The organism is Leptospira dzoumogneensis (assembly GCF_004770895.1).
GTDB lineage: Bacteria > Spirochaetota > Leptospiria > Leptospirales > Leptospiraceae > Leptospira_B > Leptospira_B dzoumogneensis.
In genome coordinates this window covers 269684-293228 of record NZ_RQHS01000005.1, presented here as the reverse complement: position 1 = coordinate 293228, position 23545 = coordinate 269684, and the positions used below count along the sequence as shown (strand labels likewise).

The following is a 23545-nucleotide window of genomic DNA, read 5'->3' as shown; positions in this document are numbered from 1 at the left end:
CAGCTTATTCTCCTTCTAACTCTTCTAAGATAGGACAGTCCGGTCTATGATCTCCATGGCAATGTTTTGCCAAATGACTGAGAGTATCGCACATAGATTGTAATTCCAAAATTTTGGCCTGCATTTCTTTTACATGTGATAAGGCCAGGGATTTCACCTGAGCACTTGCCCTGGATTTATTCTTCCAAAGCCCCAATAGTTGTTTGATCTCAGGCAAAGAAAATCCTAGACCTCTTGCTCTTTTGATAAATCTCAATGTATGTATGTCTTTTTCCGAATACAGTCTATATCCTGAATCTGCGCGAATGGGCTTGGACACTAATCCGATAGATTCATAATGTCGGACTAATTTCGGGTTTACCCCGGACAATTTGGCGACTTCTCCGATATTCATAAAATCATAACCTTCCAATGATTAGAAGGTTAGAAAAGACCATTTTTTCTGAAAAACCGGATTTTTTTCGAATTTGGGCCTTGACCTTCCCACTATTGGAAGGTTGACAATAGGATTATAGACCAAGGAGAATTAAAATGTACGAGATCAAATTATCAGGAATGACCTGCGATCATTGCGTAAGGACAGTATCTAAAACAATCCAATCTTTCGATCCGGAGTCTAAACCTGTAGTAGACCTAAACTCCCAGACCGCACGTTTCGAGACCAAAAAGGATATTTCCTCTCTTCCTAAAATATTAGAAGAAGAAGGTTATCCTGTGGTTTCCATCAACCAGGAGTAAAGTGATGAACACAGAAATTAGAGAAGAAGTCAAAACCTTCTCCACCGACGATAAAACATCAGAGATCACTTTGGATCTTTTCGGAATGACCTGTGCTAACTGTGCAAGAAGAATAGAAACAGGCTTAAACAAAGTCCCAGGTGTAGAAGAGGCTCGGGTCAATTTCGGAAGAGAGACCGCATTCGTAAGATTCAATGAGTCCGTAAATTCTTCGGAACTATTTTCTAAAGTAGAATCATTAGGTTATTCCGCAAAAGAGCATTCAGAAAATAATTATAAAGAAACGGAAGAGCTGCATAGAAAAGAAAGATCCAAATTAAGATCTAGATTTCTGATCTCTCTCGTATTTGCGGCTCCTTTATTCTATTCGATGGTTTCCCATTTTTCATTTTTGGGGTTCCTGCCGAATCCGAAAGCTCTCATGCATCCTTGGGTACAATTTGTATTAGCATTCCCAGTACAATTCTGGATCGGATTTCCATTTTATAAAAGTGCATTTAGGGCCATCAAGAACGGAAGTGCAAACATGGATGTATTGGTTGCCTTAGGGACCACTGCAGCATTCGGATACAGCTTTATACTTTCCCTATTACAAGGGCTCCAACAAGGAGATCTATTCTTCTCCTCTTTCTGGGCAGAAGGCGCGCATATACATTCACTTCCGCCTTTATACTACGAAACATCCGCAGTATTACTTTCTTTTATACTCGCAGGAAAATGGATGGAAGCGGAAGCGAAAGGAAAAAGTTCTTCCGCAATCCAAACCCTACTGGAATTAAAACCGGAAACGGCCCGTATCAAAAAAGAAGAAGTTTGGTCCGAGATCCCGACTGAGTACGTAAAAAAAGGGGATATCCTGCAAGTCAGACCGGGAGAAAAATTTCCGGTAGATGGGATCGTGACGGAAGGTTTCAGCTCGGTAGACGAATCCATGTTAACAGGAGAAAGTCTTCCTCTAGACAAAAAGAAAGACAGCCAGGTATTCGGAGGAACAGTCAACGGAAACGGAAACCTAATCGTACAAGCAACCTCTGTCGGTTCCGAAACGGTACTCGCATCCATCATCAAAACAGTGGAAGAAGCCCAAAGTTCTAAGGCTCCCATCCAAAAGATCGCGGATAAAATTTCCGCAGTATTCGTTCCTGCTGTGATCCTGATCTCTTTATTTAACTTTTTATTATGGTTCTTCTTTTTAGAAGCAGGAGAATTAGGTTCCGCTTTGGAAAAATCGATCGCTATCTTAGTGATCGCATGTCCTTGTGCCTTAGGTCTTGCCACTCCTATCTCAATTTTAGTAGGAACAGGAAAAGCGGCAAGCCAAGGGATCTTATTCAGAAATTCGGAAGTTTTAGAAACCACCGCTTCTCTCAATCTGATCGCATTCGATAAAACCGGAACCATTACCCAAGGAAATCCTTCCGTAACAGAATATAAATTCGTAGGGAAAGAATCGGATCTACTTTCTTCTTCCGCGTCCGCAGAATCCGCGTCTTCTCACCCATTAGGAAAAGCGATCGTTTCTTTTGTAAGATCAAAAGGCCATTCTATACTTTCTCCTGAAAATTTACAGACTGTTCCCGGACTTGGGATCACTGCTAAAGTAAACCAAAACGAGATCAAGATAGGAAAGTTGGAATTTTTCGAAGAGAAAGAAAGTTTACCTAAAGATCTATTAGAAATCTCTAATTCTTGGGAGAAGGCAGGCAAAACTGTAGTTTGGGCAAGATCGGAGAATGAGAAAAATGCCAACTCTAATAGAGGCATAGCAGTCGACAGTAATACAGTAACCGTTAGCTCCACCGCGGATCTTACTGTTGGCACCGATGTTGGAACTCCAACATGGATCATTTTCGCAATTGAAGATACGATCCGACAAAATGCAAAATCCGCATTAGAAAAATTAGATTCTCTAGGGATCGAAACCTTACTCTTAACCGGAGACCATTTGTCCGTAGCGGAAAATATTTCCTCTAAAGTCGGGATCAAAAATGTGCATGCGTCTCTTCTTCCCAAAGACAAAGCTGAGATACTTTCCGACCTACAATCCAAGGGGAAAACGGTGGGAATGACAGGAGACGGGATCAACGACTCACCTGCATTGGCAAAGGCGGATGTAGGATTTGCAATGGGTACGGGAACAGGAGTCGCAATCGAAACCGCAGGAGTGGTTTTGGTAAAAGGAGATCTGGAAAAAATTGCGGAAGCGATCCTAATCGCAAAGGCAACGACCAGAAATATCAGACAAAATTTTTTCTGGGCATTAGCCTATAACACTCTTGGGATCCCGATCGCAGCGGCAGGACTATTAGCTCCTTGGATTGCAGGCGCTATGATGGCATTTAGTTCCGTTTCCGTGGTCCTAAATGCACTCCGACTTAGGAAAAGGACATAAAACAAAAAATCGTTCAGTAAAATTTATCCTATAACGGGGTTCAATTTGGACCCCTCTTATTTCCGAAAATCCTAATATGGGATCGAAAAGAAATTTTATATATATCAGTCTTCTTTTCGCATTTTTAGTTCTTCCTTTCGAGCAGACAAAAGCGGACTTGGACAGTAACAGAGCGACAGCTTTAGTCCGAGTAGAAAGAGGATTAAAACAAAACGAATTTCATTTAAAAGCTATCAATAGTACGATCTCCAATTATGGAACGGAAGAAGATAAGGCATTATTCCGCAGATGTTTGCAGCATCATATAGAAACATTCACTTTGTATTTACAATTCGACCTTGCACATTCTTACGATGAAATGCGCCAAACCCAAAGATTATTAGTGATATTATATGCGAAGGTTGTAGAAGCATCCGCCGCAAGTGTGAGAAGAGAATTGGATTTTTTATCCAAATATGCACTCAGAACAAAAGACGCGGAAGCAAGACATCATTTGGAAATGGGCTATAGAGAATACGGAGCCTCCAACCAAAAGAAAACGATCGCAGACAATACAAGACCTTATTTACCCGGGATCAAGACCCAATACCTGTATGAGGCTCTGAAATTATTAAAACAATCCAGGGAATACGTCATTCTTCTTTCCCTAAAATTTCTTTCCGACTTCGAACCGGATCTCCAAACCACGGAATTCGAGGAAATTTATAATGAGATCAACCGCGCAATGTTCAGCAAGGCGGACTATTATAATCGGATCCATTTCGATAACCATTTTCATATTTTCAATTCCCCGAATCTATACGAAGCTACTTGGGAAAATCCAGGCCTGCAGGAATTGGAAAAAGCTTTGGGAGATATAGACCCCGCCAGCGATCGGGCAAGAAGAATGGCGAAACGCTCCGTCATCCCTTAAAAATTCAGGAAATTTCTTTCGGCCCCTTAAAACCAGGATTGACAGAGTATCCTCCCGAAGTTATCACCTTTCTTTGTGTCCGAACTAAGTTGTCCTAATTGCGGAGCCCCAGTCCCCATCATCAATAAGGCTTCCGTTTATGCGGTTTGCTCCAGCTGCAAAACTCTCTCCCTTAAAAAAGACGTGAATCTGGAAAAGATAGGCACAGCGGGAGAACTCTCTGACGACCATTCCATCATACAACTCGGGACCCAGGGTAATTACAAAGGTATTCCTTTCAGAGTCATAGGAAGGATCCAACTTAAATTCGAATTAGGCTTCTGGAACGAATGGCATCTCATGGAAGGAGACGGAAGTTCCGCCTGGTTGGGAGAAGCACAAGGTTCTTATTATTATACAAAACTAAATGTCGGAATTCCAACAGACAAGATCCCGAGCTTAGAAGGAGACGAAGATCCGATCGTAATCGCATCCGGCAGAAGAGAAAAGATCACTCCGGGAGACAGTTTTTACTTAGGAGAAAACTGGACCCTAAAAGAGATCATGAAAGCTACCTGCATAGGTGGAGAAGGTGAACTCCCCATCGGATTCCAAACAGGATACGAAGCAGTCTTATTGGATCTTGCAAGTGAAGACGGATTGTTCGGAACCTTGGACTATTCCGAATCTCCCGCATTATTATTCTCCGGAAATTTTTCTACATTAGAAGAATTGAATTTAACCGGACTCAGACAAGAAGAAGTAGCATACAACCAAGCACAAATCCCTGCGAAATCGATCGAATGCAAAGGTTGTGGGGCTTCTCTCAATCAATTCAGTCCTGATTTTTCCAAATCCTTGGCTTGCGAATATTGCGGATCCGTAATGGATACTGAAAGCCCGGACTTAAAGATCATCGCTAAATTCGATCAGGTTTCCAGAGATAATGTTCTTCTTCCTTTGGGAACTCCTATCAAGCTGCCGGATCTTCCTGAATCCAAGGTAATCGGAGTATTACGAAAATCCACTGAAGTGGATGATGAGACTTATACTTGGACGGATTATCTTCTCAGATACAGAGGAGGATACGCTTGGTTGAATGAAAATGGGGACAATTGGACCTATTTCGAACCTTTGCAAGGAGTTCCTAAATGGGCTCCCGGACTAAAACGTATCTTCCAGAAAAGATCCTATAAGTGGTTCGCGAACACTGATGCACAAACGGATTTCGCATTGGGCGAATTCTATTGGAAAGTTTCGGCCGGGGAGAAGGCTTACATGGAGGATTTTATTTCTCCTCCTTATATGATCTCTTCCGAAAGAACGGATAAGGAAATTTTCTGGTCCAAGGGAGTATTTATCCCTTTCGATACGATGAAGTCTTCCGTTCCATTGGACACCGCTTCTAAATTAAGAAAACCTGAAATAGTCGGAGTATGCGAACCGAATCCGTTCAAGAGCAGATTAAAACGAAATCTATGGGTGGCCGCGGCACTCACCGCCGTATTTTTCGTGTTCCAAGTTTACGGATGTATCAAGGCTAAAAACCAAGTAGTATACCAAGGAAAATTCAGATACGTCCAAACTTCCGTGCCGAATACGGATATCGGCAGTACTAATTTTAGAGATAATTCTTTCGTAACGGATGTATTCGAACTAAAAGGTTCTGCAAACGAGAATGTGGAGATCCAGATCGAAGCTCCTAACCTGGACAATAAGTATCTATACTTCTCCGCTGCGCTGATCAATGAAGATACGGATACCGCTTACGATACTTCCATAGAGACCAGTTATTATCATGGAGTAGACGATGGAGAATCTTGGTCGGAAGGATCCAAATCCGATTCTAAATCTTTAGCGGAGATCCCTCCAGGAAGATATTATCTTAGATTAGAAAGCCAATCCGACTTTCCTGTGGGCTGGGGCTCCGAATACAGCGTGAAAATAGTAAGAGATGTGATGAGTCCCGCTCCATTCTTCTTATTTTCTATCTTCTTATGGCTCCCTTTGATCTATACTTTTTTTAGAAGTTATTCATTCGAATCCAAAAGAGTTTAAGGATCTATTATGTGGAATTTTTTAAAAGGTCTTGTTTATCCATTCTTCGCAGCGTCTTTAGGACTTGGTTTTTTTTCGGAATACACAAAAGGCGGAGCCACCACTGATTTCGAAGAAGTAAATCAGGTCCCTAAAACCGTCAGACAGAATCCTGGGATCTATCGCTCTCATTACGCATGGTTCACCAGAAATTTCCCGGGGGGAAAATAAACTGCAGAGAGCCTTATTAATCTCCGTCTTAATCCTTTCTTCCTGCGGTCTAGTATATGAACTACTAGCAGGCACCGTAGCAAGCTACTTGCTTGGAGAAACAGTTACCCAATTTTCATTAGTCATCGGAGTTTATTTATTCTCCATGGGGATCGGAAGCTGGCTTTCCAGATACCTAATAGAAGATCTAATCCCTAAATTTTTGGATGTGGAACTCGCATTAGGATTATTAGGCGGATTCAGTGCAGCAATCCTGTTCTTAAGTTTTGGACAAACTAGAATTTTCCAAATCCCGCTATTCAGTATCGTAGTAGCCGTCGGGACCCTTGTAGGAATGGAGATACCGCTACTTCTCCGGATCCTAAAAAATAAATTAGGATTTCGTGATATGGTTTCCAAGGTGCTCAGCTTGGATTACGCAGGTGCACTTTTGGCCTCCTTGGCATTTCCGATCTTTTTCGCTCCTAAATTGGGAATGGTGAGAACATCTTTCTTTTTCGGACTATTGAATGCTGGAACTGCTTTATGGGGCACATTCGTTCTTCCATTATCCGAAAAACACAAAAACCTATTGAGAGCAAAATCCGCTTTAGTACTGACTCTATTAGGTCTCGGCTTTGCATTTTCGGAGATGATCACTTATTATAGTGAAGAAAATCTATTTTCAGACGAGATCATATATTCCAAACAAACCAATTTCCAAAAGATCATTGTCACCAGATATAAAAGTGAACTCAGACTTTTTTTGAACGGACATTTACAATTCAGTTCCAGAGACGAGTATAGATACCACGAAACATTGGCACATCCGGCACTTCTCTCCCATCCGAATCCGAAAAGAGTATTGGTTTTAGGAGGAGGAGACGGTCTAGCAGTTAGAGAGATCTTAAAACATCCAAGTGTGGAATCCATCACTTTGGTGGATCTTGATCCTGAGATGACACGCATCTTCTCGGAACAACCCATCCTGACGGAGATCAACGGATCTAGTTTAAAAAATCCTAAAGTAAAAGTACAGAACGCGGACGCATTTTTATGGTTAGAAGAATCAAGTTCCGTATTCGATGTGGTACTGATAGATTTTCCGGATCCAAGTAACTTCTCCATCGGGAAATTATACAGCACCGCATTTTACAGAAGTTTAAGAAGAAGGCTAAACGAATTTTCTATCGTAGAGATACAATCCACTTCTCCTCTATTCGCCAGAATGTCCTTTTGGTGTGTAGAAGCCACTCTCAAGGAATCCGGATTTAATACCAGGGCATTGCATGTATATGTTCCTTCTTTCGGAGAATGGGGATTTATTTTAGGAAGTGTTGGAAACTTAAGAGGATACAGAAAAGATCTTCCTGCAGGATTAAAATTCCTGAATGAAACGGAACTCAGATCTATTTCGGAATTTCCACAAGATATGTCCAAGGTACCTACGGAACCGAATCGATTGGATAACCAAAGCCTTGTACGTTATTACGACCAAGAGTGGAATCGTATCTTAGATTAAAAGATCCCGAACTTCTACCTTTTCATAGGTTCCCAAAATTTCAAAGGTGTATTGATTTTTCTAAACTAGGATTCTTTTCTAAAAAAACGGAAAGAACTTCCCTAAACTTATTAAGACTTAAAAATAGAGGAAAAAGAGGACTTTCTTAGATGAACCGTAAACTTAAAAGTATCTGCATCGTTTTATTATTCTTACTAGGCGTTTCTACTTCCTACGCACAATCCGGGACAACAGAAACCACGTTACACGATTTCATGGAAGATTATACCAAACCTGCTTCCAAAAAAGCTAAAAAAGGTGATAAGGCGGCTCTCGAAAGGATCTTAAAAGAAGTTCCGAACTGGGCCTTGGACGAACAAAAAGCAAAATGGAAAGAGATCACTGACACCGCTCTTGCTTCCGGAGATCTGGAATCATCCTGCAAAAACTGTCATAAAGAATATAAAAAAGAATATAAGAAGAGCTACAGAAAACGTCCTATCCAAGTTTCAAACGAGCTGATCAGCTTTTTGAAAAGCTCGAAGTAATTTCCTTAATCCCGCTCTCATCGGGGATCGGCAAATAATCCAGGACGAGAAAAGTTAGATCGTCTTCGAAATGTTTTCGATTCCCCGTAAAACTTCTCACAGTAGCAAACAGATCCTCACCGAGTTTTTCCCCGGGCGATTGCATATGATCGCTTAATAATTTATAAAATCTCTGGAACCCGAAAATTTCTCCACTTTTACTTCTGGCTTCCGTGATCCCATCGGTATAAACGATCAAACGATCTCCAGGTTTCATTTGGAATTCAACCACGGAGTTTTTTAGATTCGGATCCATTCCCATGATCCAGCCGGGTAAAAATATTTCCTTGGTCTCTCCTGATTCTTTATCTATTGCAACAATCGGAGGATGCCCCGCGTTAGAATAAGTCACCTTTCCATTTGCAGGATCGATTATAAGATAGGCCGCGGTAATAAAATGTTTTCCATACTTACCGCTTAAAGATCTATTAATACTTCTTAAAACTTCTGCAGGATCTTCATTCTTTCTGGATTCAATGGAGAATGCCAACTTGACCATGGAAGAAATGATCGCGGCAGGAACACCATGACCGGAAACATCTGATAAAAAGATACCTAACTTGCCGGATTCCAAATATTGGAAATCGTAGAAGTCTCCGCCCACTGAGCTGGCGAACTCCCCTCTTACCGAAAGTTTTAGATTTTTTACTTCAGGCAGGCGATCGGGAAGAATGGACTCTTGTAATTCTCTCGCAATCTTAAGCTCCTGCTCTATCTCGGTTAACTTCAATTGGCTTTCGTAATTTTCCAATCGAGCCTGAAGAGAATCCTTCTCTAATGTTTTGATCCTATCCGCCAAAGCAAAAGAAAGAAGTGTCATCTCTACCAAAGAACCGAATTGAGCGGACCAATGAGTGAGTTCCGTATCCTGGATAATGGATAAGTTCCTCAGAGCAGTTATCAGAACAAAAAGGATCAGAACAGACCAGGCCAATAGGAAATAACGGGCAGGTCGATATCCCCTTCTCAGACGGATCGCAGCGGAATAGATCACCAAAACCGCAGCCAGGAAAGGATACCAAGACACAGCCCAGATCATCGGCCCGTAAATACTGGAGAATAAAGAAGCGATAAATCCTAAAATCGCAAATGCAGACAATATTAAGAATGCGTAATTCTTCCAGCCGGTCTCTCTTTCCATATGTAAGAAGGAACGAGTGAATAAAAGAGAGAATGCAACCGACAAGAACGCAAAACCTGTCAGATAATCATTCCAAGAAGTTGCAGGAGCCGGGATCAGATACTGAGCGCCGACTCCAGTGACTGCCATCTGCCAAAGTCCATAGAACAATAAATACAAAACATAGAAGAAATAACTGGAGTCCTTTACCACAAATGCAAGGAATCCGTTATACACTAGCATGATCCCGATCGCTCCAAAGAAAATCCCTAAGAACAAATTCTCCATTTGGATATGAGCAGCGAATTCTTTAGGAGCCCAGGCTTGGAAATTCAGGACCAGAGATCTTCTAGTAGAAGCGTGGATTAAAAATTCTTCCTGTTTATTGGGAGGAGTTTCTATTAAGAATGCAGGTTGGATATAGGACATCCTCATATCCCTGGAAAGTTCGGACCAGGCCCATCCTTGCGGTCCCGATACTCTTTTGAAGACAGTAAGGTTTTCCATTCCCGGGTTATTCAAAACTAAATACCAGGAGATTGTTCCTTCTTTAGGAGGAGCTTGTATCTTGAACTTTATTAAAAACTGATCATCGGTGAAACTGAAAGATAAACTGTCTTTATCCATTCTAGTCCAGTCACCTGTTTCCAAATCGGTAGGAGTTTTCACTTCTCCCGGACGGATCTTACGGATAAAAGTAAATTTATTTATGGGAGTTCCGGACATAGAACCGGAGATCGGAAAAACAGGAACATCTTCCTGAGAGTATAGAGAACCTATACCTAGGATGAGGATCAGCAGAATGAAGCTGATATTCCGAATTTTTCGGAAAATATTCACCAAAATCTCCCTAACCGGGAAGACTTTTTGCCCCGGCCAATTTACAAATATAATGAAAATGTTCTTCGCTGACCGGTTGGATGGAAAGTCTACCACCCGGCTGCAAAAGCACCATTCCTTTTAGTTGCCCGTGGGATCTTAATTCTTCTAGCGAAATTGGGCGAGAAAATTTTTCCTTAAATTTCACATCCACCATGAACCAGGTCGGTTTTTGTGGATCACTTTTTGGATCATAATACTTATGTTTCTTATCAAAAGCAAAATGATCCGGATAACCTTCTTTGACTACTTCCGCAAGTCCTGCTACATGAGGAGGTTTAGTACTGCTATGGTAGAATAGGATGAGATCCTTTTTTTTGATTTCATCCCTTAGGTAATTTCTCGCTCCGTAACCTCTGACTCCCTCCCAAGGCGCTGTTTTGCCGGGAGAAGAAGCCAAAGTGTCTATGGAAAAAACGTCGGGCTCGGTCTTAAAAAGCCAGAATTTCATTCAATGCCGGTAGAATATGCGGGTTTATTAGGAATTTCTCCCGCCTTCTCCTTTTTGCTAGAACGTTCAGTTTTCTTTTTAGTTTCTTCGTGAGCAGGATGAACGATCGCCATCAACTCATCGTGAGAAACCGTTTCTTTTGCAAGAAGTGCCTTAGCAAGATTTTCGAACTTGGTGGAGTTCTTACGGACCAGTTCTCTTCCCTTATCTAGGCAGGTCTGAACGATCCCTCTGATCTCTTTGTCGATCATTGCGGCAAATTCTTCGCTATAAGCCTTATTACTTTGGCCCATATCCCTTCCTAAGAAAGGACTTTCGTGGCCGCTTCCATAATTGATAGTGCCCAGTTTTTCGGACATTCCCCAATCACAGACCATTCTTCTCGCGATATTAGTAGCTTGTTGGATATCATTGCTGGAACCGGTAGAAGTCATTTTGAACTTAAACTCTTCTGCAATGAACCCGCCCATACAAACTACGATCTGATCCAGCCAATACGCTTTAGTATGAATATGTTTGTCTTCCGTAGGAAGAGACTGGGTTAGACCTAATGCTCTTCCTCTCGGAATGATGGTAACCTTGTGAACCGGCTCCGTATAAGCCAGAAGTGTTCCTAAGATCGCGTGACCCGCTTCGTGATACGCGATCACTTCTTTTTCCTTTTCGGAAATGAAGAAGGATCTACGCTCAGGGCCCATCATCACTTTGTCGCGAGCCTCTTCTAATTCTTCTTGAGTTACACGTTTTTTATTCTTACGTGCAGCAAGTAGAGCAGCCTCGTTGATCAGGTTAGAAAGATCCGCACCTGTAAATCCAGGGGTTCCTCTTGCGATTGAATTCAAAGAGATATCGCTGGTTAAAGGAACTTTTCTAGAATGCACTTTTAGGATCTGCTCTCTTCCTACTAAGTCAGGAAGATCTACCATCACTTGGCGGTCGAAACGTCCCGGTCTGAGTAACGCAGGATCTAAAACGTCAGCACGGTTAGTAGCTGCCATTACGATCACACCCTCGTTCTTCTCGAAACCGTCCATCTCAACCAGCATTTGGTTTAGGGTCTGCTCTCTTTCGTCATGACCACCGCCCCATCCGGCTCCTCTCAATCTTCCCACTGCATCGATCTCATCAATAAAGATGATACATGGAGAATTTTTCTTACCTTGTTCGAAAAGATCTCTAACGCGAGAAGCTCCCACACCCACGAACATTTCTACGAAGTCAGAACCGGAGATACTGAAGAATGGTACTCCAGCTTCTCCCGCAACTGCTCTAGCAAGTAGAGTTTTACCGGTTCCCGGAGGACCTACTAAAAGAACTCCGGTTGGGATCCTTGCACCCATAGCTTGGAATTTTTTAGGGTCTTTTAAGAATTCTATAATTTCGACCAATTCGGTTTTGGCTTCTTCACATCCTGCAACGTCTGCGAAACTTACTTTGACCTTTGGATCCACAGTCATCTTAGCCTTAGATTTTCCGAAAGAGAAAGCCTTATTGCCTGTAGACTGAACTTGGCGCATAATGAAAAAGTAAAATACGAAAATACCGATCACTGCGATCAGAAGGAAGGAACTCAACATTCCGAATCCGTGTCCGTTTTCGGAAGGAACTACTTCCAGATCAATATTCGTTTTTCTTAAAGAAGAAAGGAATTCTTTGTCGATAGGAGCGATCCTGGTCTCGAAACGAACAGGGGCCTTTGCTGCTCCTTCTTCAAACGGTTCGTAACAACCTTTGATCATGTCTCCTTCCATGACTAACTTGTCGCAGCCAGGGAAATTGGAATCTGTGGTCTTAACCAGTTTGCCTTTCGGTTTGGAAGAAGCATCCGGTTCTACCATGTTCATAAATTGAGAGAACGGTAATATTCTGGGCTTACCCAGAGCAGTTTGGATCTGCGGTACGAGAAGTGCTAATCCTAGGATTACTAAGATAAAAAGTATAAGTAATCTAAGACCTTTATTATTGTTATTCATGTGTAACTCCCAAGCTCCGCCATCTCTTCGGAGCCACATTCTTCCCGTAGTTTAGACTAAAGGAAACAGGCATTGGACCTGCCGGAATCGTAAACCGGATACTATTTGGAAACCGTTTCGAGTGAAAAAGTTCCCCATAATCAGAGTCCCTTTTTTTCCGGAAAAGTAAAGGATTTTTACAATCTGTATTTTTCGATCACGTCTTCAATATCGCCCAAACTGATGGAGCGAATTGCGGCTTCCGCGTCGTTGATGATCTGGATTAAACTTAAGTTTTCTAAAGGTTGGAAATCTTCCTTCAAAAATCCGTCCAGATTTGTGCCGTCAAATTCGTCGTTACCGATCCCGATACGGATGCGGATAAAATTTGGAGAGCGTAAGGATTGGATCACTGATTTGATCCCAGGATTTTCGTTCCCGTTAGCTCCCTTATCCACTACAATTTTACCCAAGGGTAAGGTTAAATCTTCGTGGATTACAAGAATATCCTGTACCTGAATTTTCAGGAAGGAAGCTATGTATAGAACGGACTCTCCCGATAGATCGCTGAAGGTCTGAGGTTTTAATAATACGACCTCTTCTCCTTCGAAATCGCCTCGCCCGATCAAAGACTTTTTCTTTTTAGTCTTGATCTCAACGTTGATATTATTGGCGATCACGTCTAAAATTTTGAAGCCGATATTAGCTCGGTTATTATTGTATTTGTCTCCGGGATTACCCAGTCCGACGATTAGCTTCATACAATAACGTACTCCAATTTTTTAGATCTCGGGGACGGGGAAATTATTTCCCTTTTTTAGCTCCGGCTTTTGCTCCCGGCTTCGCTCCAGCAGCTTCCTTAGCTTCCGCTCTTTCTTGAGCAAGTAAAGCTTTGGTTTTTAGAACTGCTGCTACGATCGGATCTCCGTTAACTAAAATTTCCCAGCTTGCAGGAACTTTTAAGTTACTAACTTTGATAAAATCGCCCACATCTAGATCGGTTACATCTAGGACCAGAGTCTCAAGCAGATCCTCAGGAACCGTTTTCACACGGATCTCATGGATCAAATGGTCGAACTGACCACCCATCTTAGAACCTTTTGCAGTTCCCTCGGTGCGAATTCCGATCTTAGTAACGATCTTCTTACCAGGCTCGACTTTGTAGAAGTCTACGTGGCGAATTCTGTCGATCTCAGGAAAACGTTGTACTTCTTTAACGAAAACCTTTTGGATCCCTTCTCCCTCTACTTCCAACTCGATCAGAGTGGATTGACGGATCCCGGAATGAACTAGTTTTTCAAGTTCTTTCTCGTTTACGGAACCGGATGCGGCATTTCCGCCTCCGATAATGTTAATAGGAACTTGTCCAGCTTCGCGAAGACGATTGTTTATGTTCTTGCCGGTTTCAGTTCTTTTTTTAACAGCTAATTTGTGGCTCATTGTCTTTACCCTTGTTCTTATATAAATAGGTCGCTGACCGATTGATTGGTCGATATTCTCTGGATCGCAGCTGCGAATAACGGAGCTACCGAAAGAGTTTTTAACTTAGTGATCTTTTTGGACTCCGGGATCTCGATCGTATTGGATAATACGACCTCAGTGAAAGGAGTAGAGTTCAAACGATCGATAGCTTCTCCGGAAAGAACTCCGTGAGTAGCCGCACAATACACAGACTTAGCTCCATTCTTTAATAGAGCGTCGGCCGCTTTGCAGATTGTGCCTGCAGTGTCGATCATATCATCCAGAAGGATACAATTCTTACCTTCTATCTCTCCGATCACATTCATCACTTCGGAAACGTTTGCCTTCGGTCTTCTTTTGTCTATGATCGCTAAAGTTGCGTTCACTTTTTTACCGAAGGATCTGGCTCTTTCCGCGCCGCCAGAGTCAGGAGAAACGATGACTAGGTCATCGAATTTCTTGCTTAAGATGTATTCTACCAGTACTGGATTAAAATGTAAATTATCCACAGGCACTTTGAAGAAACCTTGGATCTGGTCCGCATGAAGATCCATTACGATCACTCTTGTCGGTCCTAATGTTTCGATTAGATCTGCTACAACTCTTGCGGAGATCGGAACTCTTGGTTCCGCTTTTCTATCTTGGCGTCCGTAACCGTAATAAGGAACAACTACTGAAATACTTTTTGCAGAAGCACGTCTGAGTGCGTCCATGATCAAAAGTAATTCCATCAAGTTATCGTTTGCTGGAGCAGAAGTAGATTGGATTACGAATACGTCTCTTCCTCTTACGTTCTCTTCTATCTTAACCGCAATTTCTCCGTCGGAAAATTTGCGAAGATTGATCTTGCCCGGAGCTATTCCTAACTCTTGGCAAATTTCATTTGCGATCGTACGATTGGAAGATCCTGAAAAAACCGCGATATTAGAGCCGCTCATTTTGCAACCGCTCCATTTAAAACTGCCGCTAAGTTTTCCAAGTCTGCAGGAGAATTCACACCTTGGCTTTCTCCGCTGTTTTTAAGAATTACTGCGCCCAACTTTTTTCCTTCTTTTTTGTACAACTCTACTAGATCAGGAAGATAATATTCTCCCTGAGCATTGCTGTTTCCTATTTTTCTAAGAGATTCGAAAAGAATTTCGGAACTGAATACATAAGTTCCGGTGTTGATCTCGTTTATTTTTTTCTGTTCCGCATCCGCGTCTTTTTCTTCAACGATAGCGGTTACTTCTCCGGAAGAATTACGAACGATCCTTCCGTAACCGGTAGGAATATCTACTTTTGCGGAAAGAAGAGTAGCGGAGAATTCATTTTGGACATGAGTGGAAACGAGAGAAGCGAATGTGTCCCCTGTGATCATTGGGACATCACCACAAGCTACAAGGATAGGACCTTTATGGGATTTAACAAATTCTTCGGCGCTTAATACTGCGTGAGCTGTGCCTAATTGCTCTTTTTGTTCGGCAAAACGAATGCCGGGAATCCCAGCGCAAAGTGCTTGGACTTCTTCTTTTTTATAGCCTACAACTATGACTATGTCATTGATACCTGCTTCTTTGAGGTGATCAATAACATGGTTTAAGAGCGGCTTTCCATTTAAAGGAACAGCCACCTTTGGGAGCTCCGTCTTCATGCGGGTTCCCTTTCCCGCAGCTAATACTACGGCGACTGCTTCCTTTTTGGCGTCCATTCAGTAATCCGGTGAAATCAAACAGTGGCTGGGCCGATAGGATTCGAACCTATGAAATGGCGGTACCAAAAACCGCTGCCTTACCACTTGGCGACGGCCCAGTTTCGTTCTTTAATAATTAAAGCTTACAAACGTAAGGTCGGGAAATTCCGTTTGCATTTTGGCTAACAGCTCTTCCCGTATTTCCAATCCTTGCACCAAACCATAGATACAAGATCCTGATCCGGTTAAGGAGGAGTAACTAGCTCCATTCGCCAAAAAACTTTCCTTTAATTTCCCTAGTTCGGGAAACTTTTGGAAGGCAAGAGGCTCGAAGTCGTTTACGAGCTTTTCTCTCAAAGCCGCCCAATTTCCTTCTTTTAAAGAAAACTCGACGTCATTGCCTAGAGAAATCCATCTTTTCGAGGGAGGGTCGGCTTGTAAAGGCTTTTTGAGACCTGCGTACATTTCGGCCGTCGAAAGCACCTGAGGAGTTAAGGCCAGAATTCCCTGCCCGGGATGCACTTGTATGTCCTTTAGGATCTCACCTTTTCCGGACACCAAACAATGATTTTCGGATAAGAAGAAGGGAACGTCAGCTCCGATCTCAGCCGCCAGTTTAAAAATATGATCCGAGTTAAACTCAGGACTCAGACCAAAATAAAAAGAGAAAAGTGATGCTGCGTTTGTAGATCCGCCTCCGAGCCCCGCAGCAGGTGGAATTTTTTTAGTAAGATGTATTCTCACACCCGGAAGTTCTCTGTAATGGGCTCTGATCTTGGAAAATGTTTTGAAAAGAATATTCTTACTTAGGTCTCCTTTCTCGGAAACCTCGTCATACAAACGTCTTTTTTCTAAAATGATCTGATTATCGGAAACCAACTCAAAAGCACCCGGAGTGATCGGCTCTATCCGGATATCGTCTCCCCAATTCAAACGTAAGAATACACTTCGGATCTCATGAAATCCGTCAGGCCTTTTGTAAGGGATCTCTAATCCTAAATTGATCTTTGCGGGAGAAAGCAAGGTATATCCTGAATCAATGGTAAAGAGAGAAGAGTCAATCGATTCCTAATTTCATGAACCGGAAGAAATTGTCTCCCAATACGCAGTCATTCTTTCCTTTAATGCGGGTGGATTATGAAGAATTACATTCGGACCAAAACCTTTCAGAACGGACAAGAACCAATCCTGGTTCCTGATCCTTGCCTTAGAAAGATAATATGTAGTATCTCCGATCCGCTTTTTGGTAGAAGTTCTTTCCAAATGTAAACGGGAATGTAGGTTAAAATATACTTCTGCAGTGTGATAGATCTCTGCGAAATTAGAGTCCCCTTCTCCCCCTTGGACAAAATTTTTCAATTTGGAGATTGCATTCTTTCTCTCTTCGTCCGGGATTTCCGCAACATTCTCCTGGGTCCTATTCAATTGAAGAATGGAATCCAATCTAAATGTCCTAGGCGCCTTTCTAGAATGGCAATATCCGATCAGATATTCTTCCCTAAAACTTAAGAGAGCCCAAGGATCCACTTTCCTGGATCCCGGCTCAGCCTCTCCCTGGGCGCGGTATTTGATCTCTAGGGATTTACCTTCGGAGATGGAGTCTTCGATATTCTTCCTTAACTCGTTCTCGCTCGGTATCCCAGCAGAAGGAAGAATTGTATGAATTTTATCTAATATAGATTTCAGTATTTTTTTTCTGGAAGGAACTGTTTCTTTTTCACCTTCTTCCAAAAATAATTTTCGGATCGTAGCCCACTCTTTAACGCTTAGGACCAAACCCTGCTCCAAGCTTATGGGCATACGAATACCTATCGTTTCTCCATCATAATCCAATTCCACAAATTGATCCGGAGTATATGGATAAGAACCCACCATGTACAATTTTCCGAGTTCTTTTTTAAGATCTTTTATATCGTCTATACCTGAATACTTGGAAAGATCCTCCAAACTCATTCTTTTGTTTTCCTGCAAAAGATGAATCACCGCTAGTTTGGTTTGGAGTTTTTTCGTACTTGGATTCATGCCGGACATTCTTTCTTTCGGGAAATTCCCAGACAATCAAAAATACGTATCATTTGAGAAGGATTTTTTCAGGCCCTTCTTTTTACAGAATCGTAACCGAAAACACGGGATTTTAAGACGGATGATACCTATTTGTCCGGTCTTTCCGATAGAATGCGCTTATATGACCCAAACGTCTTTTTTAAAAAATACATTCAAACTTCTTCCTAAATTTTATCTGGAGTTATTTGATTCCGACCAAGTGTTCTTGGCCGCAGCTCAAATTATAGGAAAGAGGATCTTACAATTTCGTATAGATTCCAGAGTTTCCTATAAAAAAGGAGATGGAGTTTATGGAAGATTGTACGGACTTAAATCCAGTTTTTATATTCAAATCTCCGGCATAGTAAAAGAAAGAAAAGAGATACAGTCCAAATACTATTCTAAGTTTTGCGAATTGGAAATAGAATCGGATGAGGATATAGAATAGAGAATAACGTTACGATTCGGCTTCTGCAAAAGGAATGAACGATACATTTCCAGGAAAATAATTCCGCAAAAAATATTTTCATACCTGTTAGCTTAGGCATACAAATGAGTAAGAAAACGGAGATATAAGAATGAAATCAATTTTAAAACTCATAACTGCGGTCCTCTTTTTAAGCGCCGGCTTGGGCTTACAGGCAGGTGATCTAAGAAAGAACGGCTCTCTTATCGGCAGTATCGACTCCAGTGGGGACGTAAGGCTGAATGGGTCTCTCGTGGGAAGATTTGAATCCGGCGGGGACGTTCGGAAAAACGGAAGCCTGATCGGTAAAATCGAATCCAACGGAGATATTCGAATGAATGGATCGTTAGTGGGTTCAATCGATTCCAGCGGAGATGTACGCAAGAACGGAAGTTTGATCGGACGCATTGATAGCAATGGCGACGTACGAAAAAATGGTTCCTTGATCGGAAGTGCAGTAGGAATTCCTAGAGCGCAAGCAGCAGGATTCTTTTTCTTCTTCTTTTTGAACGAGTAAGACTGGACAAGGCGACACTTCGGTTACCTGCTTCCATCCTGGAAGCAGAGTAAAACATTCCATCTCTCACACGCTTCCCGGATTTTACTTTCTTTCCAAAGAAAAGAGCAAAACATCTTCCTTATTTTCCGACCAAACTTTTATAAAATCAGGACCCAAAGCTTGGGAAATACTTGCATAATATTTATTTCTCAAAAAAGGATCTGCATCATTCAAACTTTCCATGATAGAAGCTTTTGTTTGAACGAATAATATTTTCTTAAATTGTTTAGGATGATTCTTGGAGAAGAAGTTCTTAATATCAACTTCTCTCATGAGCCATACGGAAGGAGTTTGGAAAAAGTATTTACCCAAAATCTGAGAATATGTTCTGATCTGGACCACAACCAGATCAGGCTTTTGCTCCAAATAGATCGCATTCAGTTTAGTGGTCTTTCTTCCGTATTTTCCCAGGATCTGAGTATAAGAATAACTGATATAAACTGAATAGAGAAGGATCGCATACAGAACAATTTTTACGATCCTACGGAACTTCTCCCCTATATTCTCGAGCAAGATCAAAAACATTCCCGCAAAAGCAGGCAGACTCAAATGAAGATACCTAGAACCAAAATCTATGATCCCATCATTTGGAGCAGAAACTACCAATGCCAAAAACGCAGTAATGCCGGAAAAAACAAATAGATCTCGATTCGAGATCTCTGATGTGGCATTTCTTTTAAAAGGACTCTTATTAAAGAAAATATAATATACAAAGAAGAACAGAACGATCAAAAACCCGGGAGTGTAACCGAAAAAACCGATCCGGTTCGGGTTTGCGATCAATAGTCCCGAGTAAATTTTCCATTTCTTCCAGGGAAGCAGGAACATTGTAGGTTGGTTAAATGAGAATCTTGGACCTAAAGGATGTCCGTATAGAACATATTGAATTCCAAGTAAAAGTACTACTCCTACCAAAAAGCCAAACGAATAAGCGAAGATCTTATTTTTTTCTTCTACATTAGAAAACTTGTATATACTTAAGAAAAAGATAAATGCTAACGGGAATACGATACTTTCTATCCTAAACCAAGCTGAAGAAGCACAAATGAAGCCTGCTAAAACAAACCTCAACCGGAAAGTAGAAGGGCCCGATCTTAAAAATAAAAAACTTCCACCTAAAAATAAAAAGGAAGCGATGCCCACATCCGGGAAAAAATATCCGTTTACCAAAAACGGAGAGGCTAAGACCAAAACTCCCAAATAGATCGGATCCCAATCCCATAAAATAGAAAGGAACAGAAAAGATAAAAGTATTAAGATTGCAGTCGCGGCATATACACCTACGATCCCGCTCCAAGGAAGAAATATCGCATATACATAACCCAATGCTGCGGGGAATGGACTGATCAGTTCTTCACCGATACGGATACATTCAGTGGGGCAATAATTTCCTTCCGGGTCCAAGTTTCGAGAAGGTAAAACCAAATTGCCCGAGAGAAATCCGTTTCTTCCCACGGATTCTCCTAATATAAATTTGCCCAAATGGTCCGAGTATAATTGTTCACCCGGCTTTAATAAGAACGGATATAATAAAGGAAGAAGGAATAGAAAACAAAACGTGAACTTTGCCCATTTAGAGTGAATCTTTCCGCCCGGGAAACTCATCAGGGCAAATTAGAAGGTTCGAACCGTCTCACAATCTTTTTTCGAAGATTTACCTATTCCCAAATCGATTGACTCAAGGGAGGAAACCTGAAAGGGTCATAGAATCAGAGAATTCTCCGGAGAGTATGATGAAAAAATCGGTATTATTTATAATTTGTTTCTTATTCGCCGGAGTCCTATTCGGCCAGGACACAAATACCCAAACTTCTACCAGAGAAAAAATGGTCTGCGAACGTATGGACCTGGAAATCCAAAGTACTACTTATAACGATGCATTGAGATGCGAAACCAAAGACGCTATTTGTTATATGATAGAAGGTTTCAGCATGAGTTGTTTTCCTAAAGAGAAGAAGGTATCTAAATAACAAAAAAAGGCGCCTTTTGGGCGCCCTGCAGTCGATGGATTTTTAGGATTTGTGACTACTAATTAAAGATTGTTTAGAAATTCTTGAGTTCTTGCAGCTTCTGCTTCAAGAGCTTTTGCTTGTCTTAAGAATTTTTCAGACTGAGCGTTGCTAGCGAGGAATTTTCCGCCAGTAGAACGTTTAGCCAATGCTCTTAACTCTTCAGCTCTTTCGTTCTTTTGTTGAGCGATTGCTTTTAAGTAAGTAGCTACTGCAACTTTTTGCTCTTTAGTAACCGCAGCGGATACCAAAGCTTGCTCTAAAAGACGATCTTCAGTATCTTGAGAAACTGCAAAAACGGAAGATCCTGCTAAGAAGCCTACTACCAATAGAAGAGAAGTGAGTTTGTTGATTTTCATAAAATTGAAACCTCAAGTTATTTTTTATATTTTCTGTTCTTGTTTTCGCTTATATCCATATGACCTACTCGCATAGGCGAATGGAACAAAAAAATTTTTATACAAAGAAAAAATTAAAAATTTTTGTTAAACGAACTCGAAGAACCATTTATCACATTTACATTTATTAGAATTATCTAATTTTCTAAGCACCTTGTTTCAACTAGCTCCTATCCATTCATATTGAATAAAAAAGAAGCGAAATCGGATGATTTCTCATGCCGCTGCTCGAATATAGTACAAGTATCGACCCGAGGGCTGTTTTTTTCAAGCCGATTCTTTATTACAAATTCGGAAAATGCTTATTTTTTGAGCACAACAATTAAGCGTTTTGCCTTTCGGGTGAGCAAAAATGGGGTCAAAAAGGGTGTTTTTGGGGGTAAATCGAAAAAATCCAATATGGTGGAATTTTCCAATTTGTTCGATTTTTCACCTTTGCTTTGGGCTTGTCATAGGGAAAATCCGCAGAATACCTTCCGATAAAGAAGGAATAAATCTTCTTTTTAGAGAAGATTCGCTCCAAGGGACACAAAATGAAATACTTACACGCAATGATCCGAGTAAAAGATCTGGATCAAGCATTGGATTTTTTCTGCAATAAGTTAGGATTAAAAGAAACAAGAAGACATGATCATCCGGAAGGAAGATACACTCTTGTTTTCTTATCAGAGTTAGATAAGAATTCTCCTGAAATAGAATTAACTTATAATTGGGATCAAGATTCCGCCTATACAAGCGGAAGGAATTTCGGTCATCTTGCTTTCGAAGTGGATAATATTTACGAAACCTGTGCGAATCTTCAGGCTAAAGGAGTGATTATCAATCGCCCGCCTAGAGATGGAAGAATGGCATTCATTCGTTCTCCCGATTTGATCTCTATTGAGTTACTCCAAAAGGGAAAATCTTTAGAAATTGCTGAACCTTGGAAGAGTATGAGTAATACCGGAGAATGGTAAGAATCAGTTTTTAGAAAAAGAAGAACGATATTCTCCGGGAGAACATCCGTATTTCTCCTGGAATAATTTATGGAACGCGGATTTGGATTTGAATCCTGCCGCGTATATGACTGCAAGCACAGATCTTTGAGGCTCTTCTCTTAATAATTTGGAAGCTTCTTCCAAACGAAATCCGGTTACATATTCTCTAAAGCCGATACTCATTTTATCATTTAGTATCTCTGATAATTGGTGGGTTTTGATCTTTAATTCTTCCGAAAGAAGTGGAAGTGTAAGCTCCTCATCCAGATAGAGTTTTTTATCCCTCATCAGTTCTTCCATCTTACGAATAACTGAATCCACATCCAAACCTTGGAGCCTTGTCTCATTGTATCCTGCTTCCTTTGCTGTTTTTTCAAAAGAAACGATCAGATCAGGAGAACTAGAAGCACTTAGAAAAACGCAACATACGATCAAAGTTAGAGCCGCAGCCGCAACAGTAAACAAAGGCATGAAGAAGATCTGAGCGATCACAAACAAGAAGATCACAAATATACTCGCATAGAAGAGCGCGAGAAACGGGGAGAATGCCCTACCTTCTTCTTTTTGGACGAACGTTTTCCATTTGCGGATCTTTCCGATCAGCAAAAGTGGATACACTAAATTGGAAATTGTTCCTAAAACCAAAAGACCGAATAAGAACTGGAAATAAATGTTTCTAGGTGGAAATACACTTACGTATTCTAATTTGGAATTCGGATCGGACAGAACAAAAGGTAGAAGGAACAAAAACGCCGCAAGTCCAGGAACAAAATGCACCAGGTTGAGCGCTTTCGCTCGGAAGCCGCCTAATCTTCTAAAATACAAATACGCGAGAGGCCCGGTGAAAAATAGGAAAGGGATATGGATCTCTGCAAACCAAAGATAATCCTTTAACTGGTTGGATAATTCCAGATACAAATGGAATTGCACTACAGAAAGAGATAGGAAGAAGAAGCAGATCGGCTGGTAAAATATGGACTTAGTTTCGGATCCGGAACGCAAGCCCTGGATTTTTGGACCCTTATCTTTTCGGATAAATTCGGAAACGGCCAATAAGAATGAAAGTCCTGCTCCAAACGCCAGAAACGTATCCATAAAGTGAAAGAGTCCGATCAGAATTGGATGTCCAGATTTTTTCAGGATTTTTCTTTTTTTAGTCCGTCCGGATACGGAAGGACGATCGTTTTCGAAAAAGATCGTA

General features: G+C 41.3%; 24 protein-coding genes and 1 tRNA gene. 11 read left to right on the top strand and 14 right to left on the bottom strand.

Annotation, left to right across the window (positions count from 1 at the left end; translation table 11 throughout):
• Positions 1-4 precede the first annotated feature (4 nt).
• Positions 5-394, bottom strand: coding sequence for a Cu(I)-responsive transcriptional regulator (gene cueR / locus EHR06_RS02660; protein WP_135755596.1), 390 nt, complete (start codon positions 392-394; stop codon positions 5-7).
• Between the two features lie 137 nt (positions 395-531).
• Between cueR and EHR06_RS02655 the strand changes: the two genes are divergently transcribed.
• The 7 genes from EHR06_RS02655 to EHR06_RS02625 all read left to right on the top strand — a co-directional run bounded on the left by EHR06_RS02655 (position 532) and on the right by EHR06_RS02625 (position 8318).
• The gene (locus tag EHR06_RS02655) at positions 532-738 is read left to right on the top strand and encodes a heavy-metal-associated domain-containing protein (protein ID WP_135755595.1); all 207 of its coding nucleotides are present in this window, start codon (positions 532-534) and stop codon (positions 736-738) included.
• A 4-nt stretch (positions 739-742) separates the two neighbouring features.
• Positions 743-3130: a heavy metal translocating P-type ATPase gene (locus EHR06_RS02650; RefSeq protein ID WP_135755594.1), complete on the top strand. Its 2388-nt coding sequence runs from the start codon at positions 743-745 to the stop codon at positions 3128-3130.
• 76 nt (positions 3131-3206) lie between these two features.
• Positions 3207-4043, top strand: a complete 837-nt coding sequence (locus EHR06_RS02645; RefSeq protein ID WP_135755593.1) for an adhesin OmpL37 family surface protein — start codon at positions 3207-3209, stop codon at positions 4041-4043.
• 75 nt (positions 4044-4118) lie between these two features.
• Positions 4119-6080: a DUF4178 domain-containing protein gene (locus tag EHR06_RS02640; RefSeq protein ID WP_135755592.1), complete on the top strand. Its 1962-nt coding sequence runs from the start codon at positions 4119-4121 to the stop codon at positions 6078-6080.
• Positions 6081-6089: 9 nt separating this feature from the next.
• Complete coding sequence (locus EHR06_RS02635) at positions 6090-6290, top strand: hypothetical protein (RefSeq protein WP_135755591.1); 201 nt, start codon at positions 6090-6092, stop codon at positions 6288-6290.
• 1 nt (position 6291) lies between these two features.
• On the top strand, positions 6292-7791 hold the full coding sequence (locus EHR06_RS02630) for a polyamine aminopropyltransferase (protein WP_135755590.1): 1500 nt from the start codon (positions 6292-6294) through the stop codon (positions 7789-7791).
• 149 nt (positions 7792-7940) lie between these two features.
• The gene (locus tag EHR06_RS02625) at positions 7941-8318 is read left to right on the top strand and encodes a hypothetical protein (protein ID WP_135755589.1); all 378 of its coding nucleotides are present in this window, start codon (positions 7941-7943) and stop codon (positions 8316-8318) included.
• Here the strand turns inward: EHR06_RS02625 and EHR06_RS02620 are convergent.
• The 10 genes from EHR06_RS02620 to EHR06_RS02575 all read right to left on the bottom strand — a co-directional run bounded on the left by EHR06_RS02620 (position 8293) and on the right by EHR06_RS02575 (position 17914).
• A complete protein-coding gene (locus tag EHR06_RS02620) occupies positions 8293-10317 on the bottom strand; it encodes a PP2C family protein-serine/threonine phosphatase (protein WP_135755588.1) in 2025 nt (674 codons plus the stop codon). The genes EHR06_RS02625 and EHR06_RS02620 overlap by 26 nt on opposite strands.
• Before the next feature lie 10 nt (positions 10318-10327).
• Entirely contained in the window at positions 10328-10807 is a 480-nt protein-coding gene (locus EHR06_RS02615) for an EVE domain-containing protein (protein WP_135755587.1), read from the bottom strand.
• The gene (gene ftsH, locus EHR06_RS02610) at positions 10804-12780 is read right to left on the bottom strand and encodes an ATP-dependent zinc metalloprotease FtsH (protein ID WP_135755586.1); all 1977 of its coding nucleotides are present in this window, start codon (positions 12778-12780) and stop codon (positions 10804-10806) included. Before ftsH ends, EHR06_RS02615 begins: the two co-directional genes overlap by 4 nt.
• A gap of 176 nt (positions 12781-12956) precedes the next feature.
• On the bottom strand, positions 12957-13520 hold the full coding sequence (pth, locus tag EHR06_RS02605) for an aminoacyl-tRNA hydrolase (protein ID WP_135755585.1): 564 nt from the start codon (positions 13518-13520) through the stop codon (positions 12957-12959).
• Between the two features lie 43 nt (positions 13521-13563).
• On the bottom strand, positions 13564-14199 hold the full coding sequence (locus EHR06_RS02600; RefSeq protein ID WP_100709022.1) for a 50S ribosomal protein L25/general stress protein Ctc: 636 nt from the start codon (positions 14197-14199) through the stop codon (positions 13564-13566).
• A gap of 17 nt (positions 14200-14216) precedes the next feature.
• Positions 14217-15158 (bottom strand): ribose-phosphate diphosphokinase, encoded by a 942-nt coding sequence (locus EHR06_RS02595; RefSeq protein ID WP_135755584.1) that lies wholly within the window; start codon positions 15156-15158, stop codon positions 14217-14219.
• Positions 15155-15910, bottom strand: a complete 756-nt coding sequence (locus tag EHR06_RS02590) for a sugar phosphate nucleotidyltransferase (RefSeq protein WP_135755583.1) — start codon at positions 15908-15910, stop codon at positions 15155-15157. The genes EHR06_RS02595 and EHR06_RS02590 overlap by 4 nt, the downstream gene beginning before the upstream one ends.
• A gap of 25 nt (positions 15911-15935) precedes the next feature.
• Positions 15936-16011, bottom strand: a tRNA-Gln gene (locus tag EHR06_RS02585).
• A gap of 10 nt (positions 16012-16021) precedes the next feature.
• Positions 16022-16915, bottom strand: a complete 894-nt coding sequence (locus EHR06_RS02580; RefSeq protein WP_135755582.1) for a 4-(cytidine 5'-diphospho)-2-C-methyl-D-erythritol kinase — start codon at positions 16913-16915, stop codon at positions 16022-16024.
• A gap of 51 nt (positions 16916-16966) precedes the next feature.
• Positions 16967-17914, bottom strand: coding sequence for a helix-turn-helix transcriptional regulator (locus EHR06_RS02575; RefSeq protein ID WP_135755581.1), 948 nt, complete (start codon positions 17912-17914; stop codon positions 16967-16969).
• 163 nt (positions 17915-18077) lie between these two features.
• Here EHR06_RS02575 and EHR06_RS02570 point away from each other — a divergent pair, with 163 nt between their 5' ends.
• Together EHR06_RS02570 and EHR06_RS02565 are read left to right on the top strand one after the other, a co-directional pair.
• Entirely contained in the window at positions 18078-18383 is a 306-nt protein-coding gene (locus EHR06_RS02570; RefSeq protein ID WP_135755580.1) for a hypothetical protein, read from the top strand.
• A gap of 130 nt (positions 18384-18513) precedes the next feature.
• Complete coding sequence (locus EHR06_RS02565) at positions 18514-18918, top strand: 5-fold beta-flower protein (RefSeq protein WP_135755579.1); 405 nt, start codon at positions 18514-18516, stop codon at positions 18916-18918.
• An 84-nt stretch (positions 18919-19002) separates the two neighbouring features.
• On the opposite strand, the gene EHR06_RS02560 is transcribed toward EHR06_RS02565, so the two are convergent.
• Positions 19003-20565: an LA_3751/LA_3752 family putative glycosyltransferase gene (locus tag EHR06_RS02560; RefSeq protein WP_135755578.1), complete on the bottom strand. Its 1563-nt coding sequence runs from the start codon at positions 20563-20565 to the stop codon at positions 19003-19005.
• A 128-nt stretch (positions 20566-20693) separates the two neighbouring features.
• Between EHR06_RS02560 and EHR06_RS02555 the strand changes: the two genes are divergently transcribed.
• Positions 20694-20930: a hypothetical protein gene (locus EHR06_RS02555; protein ID WP_135756083.1), complete on the top strand. Its 237-nt coding sequence runs from the start codon at positions 20694-20696 to the stop codon at positions 20928-20930.
• A 62-nt stretch (positions 20931-20992) separates the two neighbouring features.
• Here the strand turns inward: EHR06_RS02555 and EHR06_RS02550 are convergent, their stop codons facing one another.
• Positions 20993-21328 carry an LIC10421/LIC12816 family protein gene (locus tag EHR06_RS02550; RefSeq protein ID WP_008595389.1) on the bottom strand — a complete coding sequence of 112 codons (336 nt, stop codon included), beginning with the start codon at positions 21326-21328 and terminating at the stop codon, positions 20993-20995.
• A gap of 572 nt (positions 21329-21900) precedes the next feature.
• Between EHR06_RS02550 and EHR06_RS02545 the strand changes: the two genes are divergently transcribed.
• On the top strand, positions 21901-22323 hold the full coding sequence (locus EHR06_RS02545; protein WP_135755577.1) for a VOC family protein: 423 nt from the start codon (positions 21901-21903) through the stop codon (positions 22321-22323).
• A 3-nt stretch (positions 22324-22326) separates the two neighbouring features.
• Here the strand turns inward: EHR06_RS02545 and EHR06_RS02540 are convergent, their stop codons facing one another.
• Positions 22327-23439 (bottom strand): AraC family transcriptional regulator, encoded by a 1113-nt coding sequence (locus EHR06_RS02540; RefSeq protein ID WP_208757733.1) that lies wholly within the window; start codon positions 23437-23439, stop codon positions 22327-22329.
• Between the last annotated feature and the right edge of the window lie 106 nt (positions 23440-23545).